Source organism: Fodinicurvata halophila, from assembly GCF_042651425.1.
GTDB classification, from domain to species: Bacteria; Pseudomonadota; Alphaproteobacteria; order Kiloniellales; family DSM-21159; genus Fodinicurvata; species Fodinicurvata halophila.
The window spans coordinates 354,098-369,709 of the sequence record NZ_JBHSCW010000001.1 but is presented as its reverse complement, the minus strand read 5'-3'; the positions used below and the strand labels follow the sequence as shown (position 1 = coordinate 369,709).

Genomic DNA, 15,612 nt, shown 5'->3' with positions numbered 1-15,612 from the left:
GATGGTCCTCCATCTCAGATTGTCTGCAGGATCAGTTCAAGAACCGCTCGGCTTGATAGGGCCTAGGGTCCGTGAAAGGCGTTTCGCCCAGCATGGTTTCGGCGAGCAGCCGTCCGGTAATGGGACCCAGGGTTAGGCCCATGTGCCCGTGGCCGTAGGTCAACCAGAGGCCGGGCAACTTCGGCGCCGGGCCGACGACAGGCATGGTGTCCGGAAAACAGGGACGCGCGCCCAGCCAGGGCTGCTTTTCTACCGCTGGTCCGAGCTTCAGCAATCTGTGGGCCTGGGGCAGAAGACGTTCCAATTGCACTGGTGTGGGACGGGCATCGCGCCGGTCGAACTCGACCCCCGTGGTCAAGCGGAGCCCTTGCTCCATGGGCGAGATGACGTAGCCGATATCGGCGTCGAGGACCGGGTGCTTCAGGTCCGCACTGCTGTCCGTGGCGAAGTGATTGTGATATCCGCGCTGTACTGCCAACGGAAGGTGAAGGCCCAACTGGGCGAGCAGTTCCGATGACCAGGGGCCCAAGGCCACAACCACCTCGCGCCCCATGACTGGCCCCTCCCCACTGTCCAGCTGCCAACCGGACTTTTGCCGTTTCAGGCTGCGTGCGTCGCCGGTGACGAAAGTGCCTCCATTGCTGCGAAAATGGTCAGCGTAGGCGCGGGTCACGCCCAGCGGGTCGGAGACGCTGGCAATGTCCTGACTGTGTACAGCATGCCTGAAAATCGGGTTGAGCGCGGGCTCCAGCCGGCATGCATCAGCGGTGTCCAGGACGCTGAAGACGCGGCCCATTTCTCTACCTAGCTCCAGGGCCGGTTTCACGGCTTCGTAAGAGGGGCTGTGACGATAGAGGGATATCCAGCCGTTTCGGCGCAGATAACCGAGAGCACCGGCGGAGTCCAAAAGGCTCTCATGCTCGGCAAGGGCTCGTGACATCAATGGATGCATGGCGTGCGCGACGTACTCCAGGCGCTCCGGGGCGGAGGAGCGGTAATGGGCCACCAGCCAGCCAGCGATGTAGGGCAGGAAAGCTGGATTGTAGCGCGCTGCCGTTGATCGGTTGAGTGCGATCTCGACAAGCTTTCTCGCATTCCGTGGGAACGTAACCGGATAGACGCTGGGACCTCCAATGACCCCGGAGTTCCCGTAAGAGGTTTCCTCGCCAGGACTGCGCCGATCACCCAGGATCACCGACAGTCCGCGCTTTTGAAGTTGGAGGGCCGTACTGACGCCGACGATGCCGGCTCCCAGAATCAGGACGTCACACTGTTTCATTTGCCTCTCTAGAAATCGTTGTTCTTGAACAATTTTCTCAAGACAGTCGAATTCCCGGAGATCAACTTTTCTCGAGCCTTCAATTTTCCTTATTGACTCATTTGAACTACCTTGTCCAATAATATTGGAAGAACGGTTAGTACAATAATATGTGCAAGAACGACTCGTGCTGAGAGGGAAGACAGTGGCGGTTTCCGAGCAGAGCCAGACAGAAAAAACCGACGTGGCAAATATCGCAGAGCAAGGGGCTGCCGGAGATGTCCGGATCGGCGTTGATATTGGCGGCACCTTTACGGATATCGTTGTTCAATGCGGTGATGGCCGCTTGTATCTCAACAAGGTGTCGTCCACTCCAGAGGACCCAGGCAAGGGTGTTGTGACAGGTGTGGTCGAGGTCCTGAAACGATTGGATATCCCGGTCTCCGCAGTCAGGGAAATCGTCCACGGCACGACGGTGGGCTCCAACACGCTGCTGCAGCGTGTTGGAGCCGTCACCGGACTTCTGACAACAAAAGGATTCGCTGACGTTCTTGAAATCGGGCGTATCCGTACGCCGCAAATGTTCGATCTGACCTGGGAAAAGCCGGAGGCGCTGGTGCATCGGCGTCACCGCCTGGAGATCGAGGAGCGTATTGGCTCTGATGGGTCTGTGGTCCGGCCCTTGAATCGAGCGCAGGTCGAAAGCACCGCTGCACAGCTTGTTGAGGAGGGCGTGGAAAGCATCGCGTTGTGCTTCATCAACAGTTACGTCAACGCGGCACACGAGAACGAGGCGAAGGAGATCATCACCCGCGCCTTTCCCGATCTGCTGGTGACCGCAAGCTGTGACGTTCTGCCTGAAATCAAGGAGTACGAACGCACTTCGACGACGGTGGTAAATGCCTATCTTCTGCCTGCAATGCGGACCTATATCGCCCGACTGCGCACCGCGTTGCGTGAAGTGGGGTTCAGCGCGCCGTTGCTCGTGGTTTCTTCCGCAGGCGGCATGATGGGCGCGGACCTGGCGGCGCAGCGGCCGGTCTTCGCCGTGGGCTCCGGCCCCGCGGGCGGCGTTTCGGGCGCGGCGCGGCTCTCGGAGGCCATGCAGACCCCTGACATGGTGGTTTTCGATATGGGAGGCACAACGGCCAAGAGTGCCATCGTTGAGAATTCCAGTCCGATGCTGACCTCGGAGTACGAATTTCGCGACGGGATTTCCTCTCCCAGCCGCTTCATCAAGGGCGGCGGCTACATGCTGAAGGTTCCCGCCATCGACATCGCCGAGGTTGGTGCTGGCGGCGGCTCCATTGCCTGGATCGACGAGGGCGGATTGCTGCGCGTCGGCCCGAAATCTGCCGGCGCAGACCCCGGCCCGGTTTGCTATGGGCGCGGCAATGACGAACCGACGGTGACGGATGCTAACGTGGTGCTGGGTTATCTGAATCCAGAGAATCTGGCTGGTGGCAGCCTGAAGATCGATCGTAACCTGGCGGTCGAAGCGATCCGCAGCAAGCTGGCTGAACCTTTGGGGTTGACGGTTGAAGAGGCCGCACTGGGCATCCGCGAGGTGGCGAATGTGAACATGGGACGGTCGATCCGCTCGGTGACCGTGGAGCGCGGGCGCGATCCGCGTGACATGGCACTGATGGCTTTCGGTGGAAGCGGGCCGGCACACGCCGCCGATCTCGCACGTCAGCTCGAGATGCAGCGTGTGGTCATTCCACCGCTGTCGGGTGTGTTCTGCTCGGCGGGTATGCTGGCCTCGGACATCAAGCACAAGCTCTCGCGCAGCTTCATCACGCCGCTTGGGGCGCTTACTCCCGAACGCTTCGAGGTATTGAAAGCGGAGTTGGCTGAGGAAGCTGCTGAGCTCCTTGGGGAGGAAGGCTATGAGGAAGCGGCACAGAAGCTCTCCTTCGAGATAGACCTGCGTTACATGGGGCAGTCTTCGGAACTGACGGTCGCCCTGCCGGAAGGCAAACTGGATGCTGTCCACCGGCAGGCCATCTATGAGGCGTTCCAGCGCGATTACCAGACGACCTACGGTTACAACAACGAAGAGCCGTTGGAGATGGTTTGCCTGCGGCTGACGGCGGTGGGGCATCTGGAAAACCGCCTACGCTTCGAGCACACAAAGGCGCAGCTTGAAAAAACCGAAACCAGCCAAAGCCGCCGTGCCGTCTATTTCGAACGCGAGCAGGGATACGTCGATACCGCTGTCGTCTCGCGTGCAATGATCGACAGCGTGCCGCGTAGCGGGCCCATGATTGTGGAAACCTACGACACCACGATCATAATTCCGCCGTGGGCACAGGTTCATGAGGACAGCTTCGGCAGTTTGATCATCGAGCGAAGCAGCGACAACAAGAAACCCTCGGACGAGCAGTCCGTGGGTAGGGAGGCCTAAGCGAGATGCAGCTGGATCCTATTACTTTCGCGGTCATCAAGAACGGTCTGGATTCCATCGTCGATGAAATGGCCTATACCGTCGTGCGCACCGCGCGCTCGGAGATCGTCAAGGATGTGATGGACTACTCCGCGGCCCTATGTGGCGCGGATGGCAGTATGTTGGCTCAGGCCAAGACCATCGCGCTGCACCTTGGTGCCGTGCCGGAGGCCATGTCAGTGGTGCTGGAGGAATACGGCGATGATCTGAAGCCCGGCGACGCGGTGATCCTGAACGATCCCTATCAGGGCGGCATGCACCTGCCGGACATCTTCATGTTCTATCCGATCTTCCATGAAGATCGTCTGCAAGCCTTTGGGGTCGTGATCTGCCACCATACGGACGTCGGCGGTCGGGTGCCCGGTTCCAACGCCAGCGATTCCACGGAGATCTATCAGGAAGGCATACGCATACCGGTTTCCAAGCTTTACGAAGCGGGCAGACCGAACAAGACGCTGTTCGATCTGATTGAGCGCAATGTCCGTCTGCCGGATCGGGTGATCGGCGACCTGAAGGCCCAGTACGCCGCCTGCCGTGTGGGGGAGCGCGAGTTGGGCCGCATGTTCGAGCGCTATGGTGCGCCACTTGCCCAAGGTTACTTCACTGGCCTGTTGGACTATGCCGAACGTATGACCCGCGAGGAGATCAAGAAGTGGCCCAACGGAACCTATAGCTTCACCGATTATCTCGACGACGATGGTTTTTCCGACGAACCGGTGCCGATCAAGGTGACGATCGAGGTCCAGGATGACCGGTTGGTGGTGGACTATGCGGGCAGCGCTCCCCAAGTAAAGGCGGCGCTGAATTCCACACGCTCCTACACCAATTCCTGCACCTATCTGAGTGTGCGTTGCGTCCTGGAAGGCGATATTCCCAACAACGCGGGCGTCTTCCGCTGTATCGAGGTGCAGGTACCGGAGGCTTCGATCCTCAATCCCGTGGAGCCCGGGGCCTGCGCGGCACGTGCGCTGACCGGCTATCGCGTGGTGGATGCGATGTTCGGGGCACTCTCCCAGATCGTACCGGCCCGTGTGCCGGCAGCGGGCGAGGGCGGCAACACCGTGGTTTGCCTGGGCGGCCGCAGGCCCGACAAATCGCCTTTCATCATCGTGGACATGATCTGTGGTGCCTGGGGCGGACGTCCGGACAAGGACGGGGTCGAGGCCATTACCAACCCCTCGCAGAACTTGTCGAACACACCGGTCGAGACCATGGAGGCTCAGCATCCGGTGCGTGTCGAGGAGTACCAGTTGATTCCCGATAGCGGTGGTGCCGGCAAATGGCGCGGAGGTTTGGGGGTGGCGCGCTCCTACCGTGTGCTCACCGAAGATGTCCAGCTTCAGCTTCGCGCTGACCGCGCGAAGTTCCAGCCTTATGGACTTAACGGCGGAGAGCCGGGACGTCTGACGCACAACTACCTGATCCGGGACGGCAAGACAGAGGAGCTTCCCGGCAAGGTGACTATGATCCTGCAGCCCGACGATCTGATTCGGCACGAACAGGCCGGCAGCGGCGGATATGGTGATCCCATGACACGCGACCCTGAACGAGTGGCGCGCGACGTCTGGAACCGCAAGATTTCGGTGGACTATGCGCGGCGGCACCATGCCGTCGTTGTGAATCCGACTTCAGGCGAGCTGGACACGAGGGCAACCGAAGAATTGCGGGCAGAGCGTCTTATACACGATGACCAACCAGGGCCTGAGACAAGAAGGGCAAGCTAGATGGATCAGCCGGGCTCGTATTCGGAAGCAACAGAGCGCGGCCAGGCCGCTCCAAAGCGGAAGCAGTCCGCGAGCAACCGCCGTGACCCGAAGCGCACACGCGAGAAGATCATTGCCTGTGCGACGAAGGAGTTCGCTCGCAGTGGCTACGACGGGGCAAGGATCGATCGCATCGTGCAAAGCGCGGGCATCAGCAAGAACCTTCTTTATCATCATTTCGCCGGGAAGGAAGAACTGTTCATCAAGGTGATGGAAGGTGCCTATACCTTGATGCGCGATCATCACCGGGATTTCCAGATTCGCGACCTTGGGCCGGTAGACGGCATGCGGAGCCTGGTTCGCTACACGTTCGAACACTTCCTGCAGCATCCGGAAGTGATCAGTCTGCTGAACAGCGAAAATCTTCACCAGGCCCGGCATATTCGCAAGTCGGAAACCGTCAAGGAGCTCTACAATCCCTTGCTCGAAACCATGGATGAACTGGTTCGGCGCGGTCAGGAGCAGGGGATTTTCCGCCGCAATGTCGACCCGGTTGACCTTTACATTTCACTATCTGGCCTCGGGTATTTCTATCTGTCCAACCAGTACACACTGGGCACTATCTTCAGGCAGAATCTGACCGAGGCAGAGCGCATCCGCCAGCGTGAGGATCATATGGTGGACATGGTGATCGGCTATCTTTGCCACAAAACGGAAGAATGAGGCTTTACAACGGATAGTCGGTAAATAAACTAACTTGTTAGTTAATATAACTGAGTAATTTGGAAGACCATAAGACAGGGAGATCAGTTATGAGACAAAGATGGGTATCAAGGCGTAGCTTTCTCGCAGGCTCTGCAGCCGCCGGACTTGTGCTGGCAAGTGGGCCTCGTCCTCTGAAAGCGGCCGAAAAGGTTGTCGTGCGTTTGGATTTTGCTCCGTGGGGGATCCACGGTGCGATGCATCTGGCGCAAGTGAACGGCTGGTTCGAGGAAGCCGGCCTCGATGTTGAAATCCAAGATGGCAAGGGCACACTGGACACGATCCAGCTTGTCGGCGCGGGACGCGTGGAAGTCGGGCAGGTTCAACTCGGCCCCATGGCCGTGGCGCGCGAGAACGAATTGCCGGTCAAGTCCTTTGCGGGCTTTGCCCGCAGGAGCGATCTGGCCGTGCTAGTGGACCGCGAAACCGGGCCCGATACGGCCGAGGGACTCGAAGGCCTCAAGCTGAGCTGTTTCACGGCCAGCCCCTGGGCGCCCTTCATCGATCCCTTTCTGGAGGCGTCCGGCCTGTCCCGCGATACCGTCGATGTGGTGATGGTTTCGCCGCCGGCGATGGTCAGCACCTACGCCTCAGGAGAGGCGGATGGCTTCATGTCGCTGGCTCCATTCGGGCCGCCACTGGTGGAGGACACGCGGCCGGCCAAGCCGATCCTGGCCATCGACAAGGGCATCGTCTTTCCCAGCTATGGCCTGATCGCCACTGAGGAAACCATTGCAGACTCCTCGGACAAGCTGGCCAAGTTGGCTGAAGTCCAGATCCGGGCCTGGGAATACATCTTCGATGGTCATGTGGATGAGGCTGTTCAGGCGATCATCGATCAGCGTCCCAACGCGGATCTCAACCCGGACACGCTCCATGGCCAGATGGCAGCCTATGACGATTTCTTCGTGACCGAGGCGACGGCAGGGCTTGGCTATGGCATTCAGGCCGACGAGGACTGGGAGATGGCAATCGCCTCCATGGAAGAGGCCGGTGTCATTTCGGAAGGCCATATGCCGGAAGAATACTATACGAACGACCTGCTCACCTGACTCTCTACTTATCTGCAGGGAAGCGTATAGATGTCTGCCTATGTGGAACTGGAGAACGTGGATAAGGTCTATCCTTCTCCAAAAGGGGCAGTTCATGCCCTTCAAGGGATAGATCTTGAAATTCCCTCCGAGCAATTCCTCAGCCTGCTGGGTCCCAGTGGGTGTGGAAAGAGCACTATTCTCAAGCTCGTGGCCTCGCTGGAGCCTCTTTCCGGCGGGAATCTGCGTATCAAGGGGGCGCCGGTAAACGGCGCCCCCCAAGGCATGGGGGTGGTGTTTCAACGCGATATTCTGCTGGATTGGCGGGATATTCTGAGCAACGTCCTGATCACAGCCGAGTTCAAGAAGCTTGATGTGAAGAGCTATCGTGAGCGGGCGAGGCAGCTCCTCGAGATGTTCGGACTTAGTGGATTCGAGGATCGCCATCCGTGGGAGCTGTCCGGGGGCATGCGACAGAGAGCAGCCATATGTCGGGCCCTTCTGGATGACCCTGAACTTCTACTCATGGATGAACCGTTCGGTGCGCTGGATGCCATGACCAGGGATGAATTGAATTTCGAGTTGCAGCGGATGTGGCTGGAAAGCCGGAAAACGGTCCTTTTCATTACCCATTCAATTACAGAGGCGGTCTACCTGTCCGACCGGGTTGCGCTGATGTCACGAAATCCGGGTCGAATCGCTGAGGTAATCGACATCGACCTCCCACGCCCGCGTCCGCTGTCAATCCGGGAGACGTCCGAGTTCGGCAAGTATACGGCGCATATCCGGGATTTCTTCTCCGACCTGGGCGTCTTCAAACAGGAATAATTCAGATGATACAGGCCTTCAGACGCTCCGAACGCGTCCTGTCCATTCTCCTGGTCTTGGTGGGTGCTATTGCCGTATGGGAAGTCTGTGTCTGGATTTTCCAGCCACGCATTTTCATTCTACCGCCTCCATCCATCATACTTGTCAACTTCCTGGAGGCGCCGGGCTATTTTATTGAGAATACAGGGTACACTTTACTGGTGACGGTCACCGGCTTTGTCGTAGCTGTGTTGGCGGGTGTGCTCTGTGCTATCGGGATCGTCTATTCAAAATTTCTCGATCGAACGCTCTATACGCTTCTGGTTGCACTGAATTCGGTGCCGAAGGTAGCGCTGGCACCCCTGTTCGTTCTCTGGATGGGGACGGGCAGCGAGCCGAAGATCGCGATCGCCATCGCAATCGCCATTTTCCCGATTGTCATCGACGCCGTTCTGGGACTGCGCTCGGTGGATCCGGATATGATCAATCTGGCCAAGGCCTCCCGCGCGTCCAATACGGATATCCTGATGAAGATCCGCTTTCCCAATGCGCTGCCCAGCATCTTCGCAGGCATGAAGGTAGCGATCTCCTTTGCGCTGATCGGGGCCATCGTCGGCGAGTTCGTTGCCGGCGAAGCCGGACTGGGTCATGTGATCCTTCAAAGCCAGGGCATGTTCAACACGCCGCGCGTCTTCGTGGCACTGGTGATTCTGGGGATCGTGGGCACCATCCTGTTCTATCTGGTCGATCTCATGGAGAGGTTGCTGCTTCCCTGGCACGTCTCGCAGCGCGGCGAGAAAAAGGCCGCTCCCCAGCCGGGCGCATGAGCTGTATGGCGAAGGCCGGTAGCAGGGATAAGGGTATGAAAGAAACAATCAAAATGTCTTCACCCGGAGTGCCTGGTGAGGGAGAGATCACGTCAGGAGCAAGAAATCCATGTCTGACAAGGGTATAGGCGCCAGCGTCCCGCGCAAAGAGGATACACGCCACCTTCACGGTCGCGGCCAGTTCGTCAGTGATCTACGGTTTCACGGTCTGCGCGATGTGGCTTTCGTGCGCAGTCCAGTGGCCCATGGATGGCTGCGTTCGGTGGATATTCCGGAAGAACTGCGTGGAAACGTGTTTCTGGCATCGGACTTTCCGGATGTCCTGCCGTTGCGGGCGGTGCCGGAGGTGGCCGGGTTTCGCCCTTCCGTCTTTCCGGGGCTGGCTACCGACAAGGTCCGTTTCGTCGGCCAGCCCATCGCCATGTGCGTCGGGTCGAGCCGTGCCGAGGCCGAGGACATCGCCCAGATGGTCTTTCCGGAGATCGACGAAATGCCGGCCGCGTGTGACACCCTGAAGGCGCTGGAGCCCGATGCCCCGCGCATTCACGACGATTGGGACGAGAACGTCTTCATCCGCAAGTCAGTTGAGGCTGGCGATATCGATATCGCACGCAAGAACGCCAGCGTTGTGATCGAGCGGACCTATCGCATGAACCGTCAGGCAGGTGTGCCCCTGGAAGGCCGTGCCATCCTGGCCCACTGGGACCACCGCCTGGATGAACTGGCGGTGTACAACTCCAGCCAGTTTCCACATCAGATCCGCGCCGGCATGGCCCAGTTCCTGCAAATCGAGGAGCGTCAGCTTCACGTGATTGCACCGGACGTGGGTGGCGGCTTTGGCGTGAAGAACATCCTCTATCCCGAGGAACTGATGGTGGCTGCGCTGGCGCGCAAACTGCGTCAACCGGTGCGCTGGATCGAAGACAGGCGCGAGCACTTTCTGGCGTCCATTCACTGCCGGGAGCACGTTCACAAGATCAAGGCCTACGCCGATGACAAGGGGCGCATTCTGGGTCTGGACGCCGAGGTTTACGTGGATGCGGGGGCCTATTCCCACTGGCCGAACAGTCCCTTCATGGAAACCGGCATGGCGGCCAAGAACATTCCCGGTCCTTACAGGGTCGAGAATTACCGCTGTCACACCTTGACGGTCTGCACCAACAAGTCGCCGATCGGACCCTACCGCGGGGTGGCACGGCCTGCGGCCTGCTTCACCATCGAGCGGACCATAGACGAGATCGCCCGCGCCGTGGGGCGCGAGCCGCATGAAGTGCGCATGGAGAACATGGTCAGGCCAGCGGAGATGCCCTACCGCTCGGTCACCAACCTGCTTTATGACAACGGCGATTACGCCAAGAGCGTCCAGATGGCCGCCGATCTGATCGACTTCGACAGTGTGCGCGCGCGCCAGAAATCGCCTGAGCCGGACGGGCGTTTGATTGGCGTCGGTTTCGCCACCTATACCGAGCAGACCGCGCATGGCTGCGGCGAATGGGTGACGCGCGGCACGCCGGTCATTCCCGGCTTCGAATCCGCGACCGCTCGCCTGATGACCGACGGCACGCTGATGCTACTGGTGGGTATCCAGTCGCATGGACAGGGCCTGGAAACAACGCTGGCGCAGGTGGCACATCACGAGCTGTCGTTGGATCCGGACCGCATTTCCGTGCGCCATGGAGACAGTACGCTCAGTCCCTTTGGCATGGGGACCTTCGCCTCGCGCTCCATGGTCATGGCGGGCGGAGCGGTGGCCAAGTCATGCCGCTTGCTGCGCACCAAGATGGCGGATATCGCTGCGCATCTTCTGCAGTGTGAACCGGCCCAGGTTGAATTCAGGAACGGCGCGGCCTGCGGTCCCCAAGGCGAGGTCAGCTTCCAGGAATTGGGACGTATCGCTCACCTTCGCCAGGACGGACTGCCTCTGTCCACCGATCCGACGCTGGAGGCGACCACCACCTATCAGCCCGGAATCGACACGGGCGTTTTCTGCTACTCCACCCAAGTCGCGGTGGTCGCGGTCGATCCCGATACCGGATATGTGGAGATACTTGACTATGGCGTGGTCGAGGACTGCGGCACCATTGTCAACCCCAGGATCGTGGACGGTCAGATCCAGGGCGGCGTAGCGCAGGGCATCGGCACGGCCCTCTATGAGGAGATTCCCTATGACGATTTCGGCCAGCCACTGGCGACCACCTTCGCAGACTACCTGATGCCGGGGGCCACCGAGGTGCCGATGATCAAGATCGCGCATATGATGACACCGGCCGAGCACACGGAATACGGCATGAAGGGCATGGGCGAGGGCGGTGCGATCTCGCCGCCTGCGGCCATTGCCAATGCCATCCGCGACGCGCTGGCTCCGATCGGCGCGCAATTGAACGAGACGCCCATGACGCCCCGGCGCGTTCATGAGGCAGTGCGCCATGCGCGGATGATGCAGCAGGAGGCGGCGCAATGAAACCGGCCCCCTTTACCTATGTGCGTCCACGCGACCTTCAGCACGCCCTGCATGTGGCGGCGGAGGAGCAGGGCCTTGCAAAGTTCGTCGCCGGTAACCAGACCCTGGGTCCGATGATGAACCTGCGCTTGGCGCAGCCCGAGCTGCTGATCGACATTTCCGTCCTGTCCGAGCTGCGGAGCTGTTCGGAAGAGAGCGGGCGGGTCCTGCTGGGTGGCGGTGTTACCCATGCCATGATCGAGGACGGTCGCGTACCGGATCCGTCTGCAGGCTTGCTGGTCCGTGCGGCTTCCAGCCTGGCCTATCGCTCCGTGCGTAATCGCGGCACGATTGGCGGCAGCCTGGCTCATGCAGACCCCTCTGCAGAGTGGCCGACGGTCTTTACGGCCTTGGACGCCGACGTACACTTGAAAAGCGCCACCGGCACAAGAAGCCTGCCTGTCGACGCCTTCCTGACCGGGGCCATGACCACGGCTCTTGAGGATCAGGAGATTGTAGAAGCCGTCAGTGTGCCTCGTCTGCAGGCGGGCGTGCGGTGGGGTTATCACAAGATCTGTCGCAAGGCCGGTGAGTTCGCCAATGCCATGGCAGTCGTGATCCTGGGGGATTCTGGCGGAAGCCGTGCCGTGCTGGGCGCGCTGGACCGCACTCCGCTGAAGCTGAAGGCAGTTGCCGATCGGCTTGAAGCCGGAGACGGTGATGAGAGCGCCCTGCGCGCGGCGATGAATGAAGACACAGAAGAAGCCGGCTTCCGGCTCGACGACTACGAACAGGAACTTCACTGGGCGGCACTACGCCGAGCGGTGAGGGAGGCACGAAACAAATGATTGATATAGAATTCGAGCTGAATGGCCGTCGGGTAACCGGCGATATTGATGATCGCCAGTCTTTGGCCGATTTCGTGCGCGACCACGAAAGCATGACCGGGACCCATCTCGGCTGCGAGCACGGGGTTTGCGGAGCCTGCACCGTGCTGGTGGACGGGCAGCCGGTGCGTGGCTGCATCACTCTGGCAGCCAGCGTGCATGGCCAGCAGGTGCGCACCATCGAGGGATTCGAGGAGGATCCCCTGATGACGGTGATCCGTCAGGCGTTTCGGGATGCCCATGGCCTGCAGTGCGGTTTCTGCACGCCGGGCATGCTAATCATGGTACGCGACATGATCCAGCGGGGCATCTGCACCGAAGCAGCTGCCGTGCGTCAGGAGCTGTCAGGGAACATCTGCCGCTGCACCGGCTATCAGGGCATTGTGAGCGCTGTTCTCCTGGCCGGCGAACGCTGGGCCCATGGTGGCGAGGAACACGGCCGCCTGTCCGCCTGACGTATCTGGATAGTCTGAAATATGCGGAAGAACGACAAGGGGCATTGTGCAATTGCAATGGCCTAACTGGTTAGTTAATTTGATGTATGCGAGATGCAAACCATCGGGTGAGGAAGGGCAAGCTGAGATGACCGAGACAGCGATAACGGAAGTGGAATCTTGGATTCCGGGTGGTGGGCTGTCCCGGTCCGAGACGATGCATGAACTCTCCAATCCCTGGTCGGGACAGCCAAGCCTGAAGATCGCGCCGGCTGGTGCGGAGGGCATCGAGGCCGCGGTTGCTTTTGCGAAGAACGCCTTTGGGGAAAACCTGGGGGCGACCGTCGCCCAGCGTTCGCAATGGCTGAATGCCGCTGCGGACGCTATCGAGGCGCGCATAGACAGTCTGGTGGAGATGTCCATTTCGCACATCGGCAAGCCGCGTCGCGCGGCCGAATTCGAAACAAAGCGCAGTGCCGCCTTCGTCCGCGCCTGCGCGCGTCAGATCCATGATTTTGGGGGTGAGGTTCTGCCGCTGGACAGCGCACCCGCGGGCAAGGACCTGTTCGGGTTCACCAGGCGCGTGCCCTATGGAGTTGTTGCCGCCATTACGCCCTTCAATGCGCCGGCAAACCTGCTGGTCCAGAAGGTCGCGCCGGCGCTGGTGACGGGGAACGCCGTCATCATCAAGCCCTGCCTGGAGGGCAGCGCCATTGCCATCGAGATCGCGCGAGCCTTTGAGGAAGCGGGCCTGCCCGAAAGCCTGCTGAGCGTGGTGACAGGCCATCGCGAGGAGGCGCGGCTCTTGGCCGAGCACGAAGATGTCGCGCTTGTCACCCTGACAGGCGGCACCAAGGCTGGCGAGGCCCTGGCCAAGGCCGCTGGGGCGAAGCCCTTCGTCGGCGAACTTGGGGGCAACTCCCCCAATATCGTCTGCGCGGATGCCAATATCGAGGATGCCGTTGCGCGGATCACGCCGTCTGCCTTCGAAGCCAGCGGCCAGCAGTGTATTTCAACCCAGCGGATACTCGTCGAGGAACCGGTTTTCGAGAGTTTTCTGGAGAAGTTTGAAACTGCCGCTTCCAAGATGAAAGTCGGTGATCCCCGGGATCGTGATACCGACTTGGGGCCCGTGGTATCGAGCGAGGCCGCAGATCGCATCGAGGCCATGATCGAGGAGGCTCGCACTGCCGGGGCGCGCATTCTGGGCGGACCTCAGCGCGAAGGCTGTACCATCCGTCCGACAATCATCGTCAATCCTGAGCGCGATGCGCGGGTCGTGCGCGAGGAGATCTTCGGGCCGGTTGCCGTGGTCATCAAGGTGCGTGACCTGGATGACGCCCTGGCGGTTGCCAACGATAGCGAATTCGGCCTGCAGGGATCCTGCTTCACCAGCAGCCTGGAAACTGCTTTCCGCGTCTCCAACGAGTTACGGGTCGGGTCTCTCTGGATCAACGAGGGAAGCCGTTTCCGACTCGACAACTATCCCTTCGGCGGGGTGGGCAAGAGCGGATACGGCCGTGAAGGCGTGCGCTACGCCATGGAAGAGTGCACCCAGTGGAAGTTCACGGGCATGCGCTTTCCCGGGCACGCCTGAGTCGCTCTTGAAGCAGCTGCTCCCATGAGCTCAAACCCCTACAGCGTCAAAGGCGATTTCGTCTGCACAGCAGCCGTTCCGGCAGCTGCGCGTACCGGACTGGATGCTTTGAGGGCTGGCGGGAATGCTTTCGATGCCGCTCTAGCTGCCTGTTTCGTTGAGACAGTCTGGCTGCCGATGAAATGCGGCTTGGCGGGCGATCTTGTTGCTTTGATGCGCACGGCCGAGGGCGAAGTGCAGTGCCTGACCGCCATTGGTGGCGGGCCGGTGGCGCTGGGGTCAGGGGCCAGACTGGAAAAGACAGGACCGTGTTCGGTCGGCGCACCCGGTGCGCCGATAGGCTATGCGACACTGGCTGAACGCGCCGTACATCCACTGTCGGAACTGATCGCTCCTGCGGCGGCTTATGCCGAAGCGGGTATCTTCTGGACCCCTGTTGCCGTCAATCTGACCCGGGAGGCAGCCCCCCTTTTAAAATCTCACAACAGCTCGACGCGTTTTCTGCCGGAGGGAATGCTGCCCCAAGCCGGCGAACCCCTGCATCTACCAGGACTGGCGCGACTTCTGGGGGATTTCGCGAACAAGCGTGGAGCCCTCTTTCACGGTGACCTTGGCGAGGCCGTGGTGGCACGTGTCAAGGCTGCTGGCGGCTTTATCAGCCTGGAAGACATGAAGGCGGTGGAGGCAACTTTAGCGGTGCCTCTGACGATGGAACTGGACGGTTCTGGGGTTGCGAGAATGACGCCCGCTCCCAGCCATGGCCTGCTGCTCGCAAAGGCGCTGGAGCATGCCGTTGCGCAGGGATGCGATTCCTGGACTGCCTTCATCACCGCGCGCGAGGTGCTGACTGCTGCAGGGGATGAGGGCACTTCGGTCGTGACCGCTGCGGACAATGACGGCAATGGCGTGGTGGTGGTGCATTCCAATTCCTTCCCACAGTACGGGTCTTCCCTGGTTCTGGACGAGTACGACCTGGTTCTGAACAACAGGCCGGGGCGTGGATTTGATCTGGAGGCTCCCACCGATCACTGGAACGCCCCCGCAGCGGGGCGCATACCCTTCACTACGCTACAGGCCTGGGCACTGGAACGGCCAGATGGAGTGTATCTGGGGGGCACGCCCGGCGGGCAGAATCAGGCGCCGTGGAATCTGCAGACAATCCTCGATTTGCTCGATGGCGCGCACGATCTGGGCGCCTTGGTCACCCGACCGCGTTGGGGATTGGATGGCAATGGCGCCGTGCTGGTTGAAAAGGGCTGTGACTTCACGGCGACGCAGAGTTCCATGCGCGAGGTTCCCGCGCTTTCGCTGCGCTCCGCAGAACAGGTTATCCGCATTCCAGGAGAGTGCGCGCCGCTTGAAGCGGCGGCTGACCCGCGCACCGGGGCGCTGGCGCTCGCCGGAGGGCGCCTATGAACTC

Annotated in this window: 12 protein-coding genes; 11 read left to right on the top strand and 1 reads right to left on the bottom strand. The window is 60.5% G+C overall.

The features are described 5' to 3' along the window. Positions 1-31 precede the first annotated feature (31 nt). Positions 32-1,279 carry an NAD(P)/FAD-dependent oxidoreductase gene (locus ACFOW6_RS01780; RefSeq protein WP_382420535.1) on the bottom strand — a complete coding sequence of 416 codons (1,248 nt, stop codon included), beginning with the start codon at positions 1,277-1,279 and terminating at the stop codon, positions 32-34. A gap of 184 nt (positions 1,280-1,463) precedes the next feature. Between ACFOW6_RS01780 and ACFOW6_RS01775 the strand changes: the two genes are divergently transcribed. The 11 genes from ACFOW6_RS01775 (at position 1,464) to ACFOW6_RS01725 (ending at position 15,608) form a co-directional block, all read left to right on the top strand. Continuing rightward, positions 1,464-3,665, top strand: coding sequence for a hydantoinase/oxoprolinase family protein (locus tag ACFOW6_RS01775; protein ID WP_382420533.1), 2,202 nt, complete (start codon positions 1,464-1,466; stop codon positions 3,663-3,665). Between the two features lie 5 nt (positions 3,666-3,670). Then, a complete protein-coding gene (locus ACFOW6_RS01770) occupies positions 3,671-5,428 on the top strand; it encodes a hydantoinase B/oxoprolinase family protein (RefSeq protein WP_382420531.1) in 1,758 nt (585 codons plus the stop codon). Beyond that, on the top strand, positions 5,429-6,130 hold the full coding sequence (locus ACFOW6_RS01765) for a TetR/AcrR family transcriptional regulator (protein ID WP_382420529.1): 702 nt from the start codon (positions 5,429-5,431) through the stop codon (positions 6,128-6,130). An 89-nt stretch (positions 6,131-6,219) separates the two neighbouring features. Beyond that, a complete protein-coding gene (locus ACFOW6_RS01760; protein ID WP_382420527.1) occupies positions 6,220-7,221 on the top strand; it encodes an ABC transporter substrate-binding protein in 1,002 nt (333 codons plus the stop codon). A 42-nt stretch (positions 7,222-7,263) separates the two neighbouring features. Continuing rightward, positions 7,264-8,028: an ABC transporter ATP-binding protein gene (locus ACFOW6_RS01755; RefSeq protein ID WP_382420525.1), complete on the top strand. Its 765-nt coding sequence runs from the start codon at positions 7,264-7,266 to the stop codon at positions 8,026-8,028. Between the two features lie 5 nt (positions 8,029-8,033). Beyond that, positions 8,034-8,834, top strand: coding sequence for an ABC transporter permease (locus tag ACFOW6_RS01750; RefSeq protein WP_382420524.1), 801 nt, complete (start codon positions 8,034-8,036; stop codon positions 8,832-8,834). 109 nt (positions 8,835-8,943) lie between these two features. Continuing rightward, positions 8,944-11,295 carry a xanthine dehydrogenase family protein molybdopterin-binding subunit gene (locus ACFOW6_RS01745; protein WP_382420522.1) on the top strand — a complete coding sequence of 784 codons (2,352 nt, stop codon included), beginning with the start codon at positions 8,944-8,946 and terminating at the stop codon, positions 11,293-11,295. Further along, on the top strand, positions 11,292-12,122 hold the full coding sequence (locus tag ACFOW6_RS01740) for an FAD binding domain-containing protein (RefSeq protein WP_382420520.1): 831 nt from the start codon (positions 11,292-11,294) through the stop codon (positions 12,120-12,122). Before ACFOW6_RS01745 ends, ACFOW6_RS01740 begins: the two co-directional genes overlap by 4 nt. Continuing rightward, entirely contained in the window at positions 12,119-12,616 is a 498-nt protein-coding gene (locus tag ACFOW6_RS01735; RefSeq protein ID WP_382420518.1) for a (2Fe-2S)-binding protein, read from the top strand. The genes ACFOW6_RS01740 and ACFOW6_RS01735 overlap by 4 nt, the downstream gene beginning before the upstream one ends. Before the next feature lie 127 nt (positions 12,617-12,743). After that, on the top strand, positions 12,744-14,192 hold the full coding sequence (locus tag ACFOW6_RS01730; protein WP_382420516.1) for an aldehyde dehydrogenase family protein: 1,449 nt from the start codon (positions 12,744-12,746) through the stop codon (positions 14,190-14,192). A gap of 24 nt (positions 14,193-14,216) precedes the next feature. Further along, complete coding sequence (locus ACFOW6_RS01725; protein ID WP_382420514.1) at positions 14,217-15,608, top strand: gamma-glutamyltransferase; 1,392 nt, start codon at positions 14,217-14,219, stop codon at positions 15,606-15,608. Positions 15,609-15,612 lie beyond the last annotated feature (4 nt).

Bases quoted from the DNA above. Each gene is read 5' to 3' on its own strand.
- ACFOW6_RS01780 (WP_382420535.1), bottom strand. From the start codon at position 1,279: ATGAAACAGTGTGACGTCCTGATTCTGGGAGCCGGCATCGTCGGCGTC.
- ACFOW6_RS01770 (WP_382420531.1), top strand. From the start codon at position 3,671: ATGCAGCTGGATCCTATTACTTTCGCGGTCATCAAGAACGGTCTGGAT.
- ACFOW6_RS01765 (WP_382420529.1), top strand. From the start codon at position 5,429: ATGGATCAGCCGGGCTCGTATTCGGAAGCAACAGAGCGCGGCCAGGCC.
- ACFOW6_RS01760 (WP_382420527.1), top strand. From the start codon at position 6,220: ATGAGACAAAGATGGGTATCAAGGCGTAGCTTTCTCGCAGGCTCTGCA.
- ACFOW6_RS01750 (WP_382420524.1), top strand. From the start codon at position 8,034: ATGATACAGGCCTTCAGACGCTCCGAACGCGTCCTGTCCATTCTCCTG.
- ACFOW6_RS01745 (WP_382420522.1), top strand. From the start codon at position 8,944: ATGTCTGACAAGGGTATAGGCGCCAGCGTCCCGCGCAAAGAGGATACA.
- ACFOW6_RS01740 (WP_382420520.1), top strand. From the start codon at position 11,292: ATGAAACCGGCCCCCTTTACCTATGTGCGTCCACGCGACCTTCAGCAC.
- ACFOW6_RS01735 (WP_382420518.1), top strand. From the start codon at position 12,119: ATGATTGATATAGAATTCGAGCTGAATGGCCGTCGGGTAACCGGCGAT.
- ACFOW6_RS01730 (WP_382420516.1), top strand. From the start codon at position 12,744: ATGACCGAGACAGCGATAACGGAAGTGGAATCTTGGATTCCGGGTGGT.
- ACFOW6_RS01725 (WP_382420514.1), top strand. From the start codon at position 14,217: ATGAGCTCAAACCCCTACAGCGTCAAAGGCGATTTCGTCTGCACAGCA.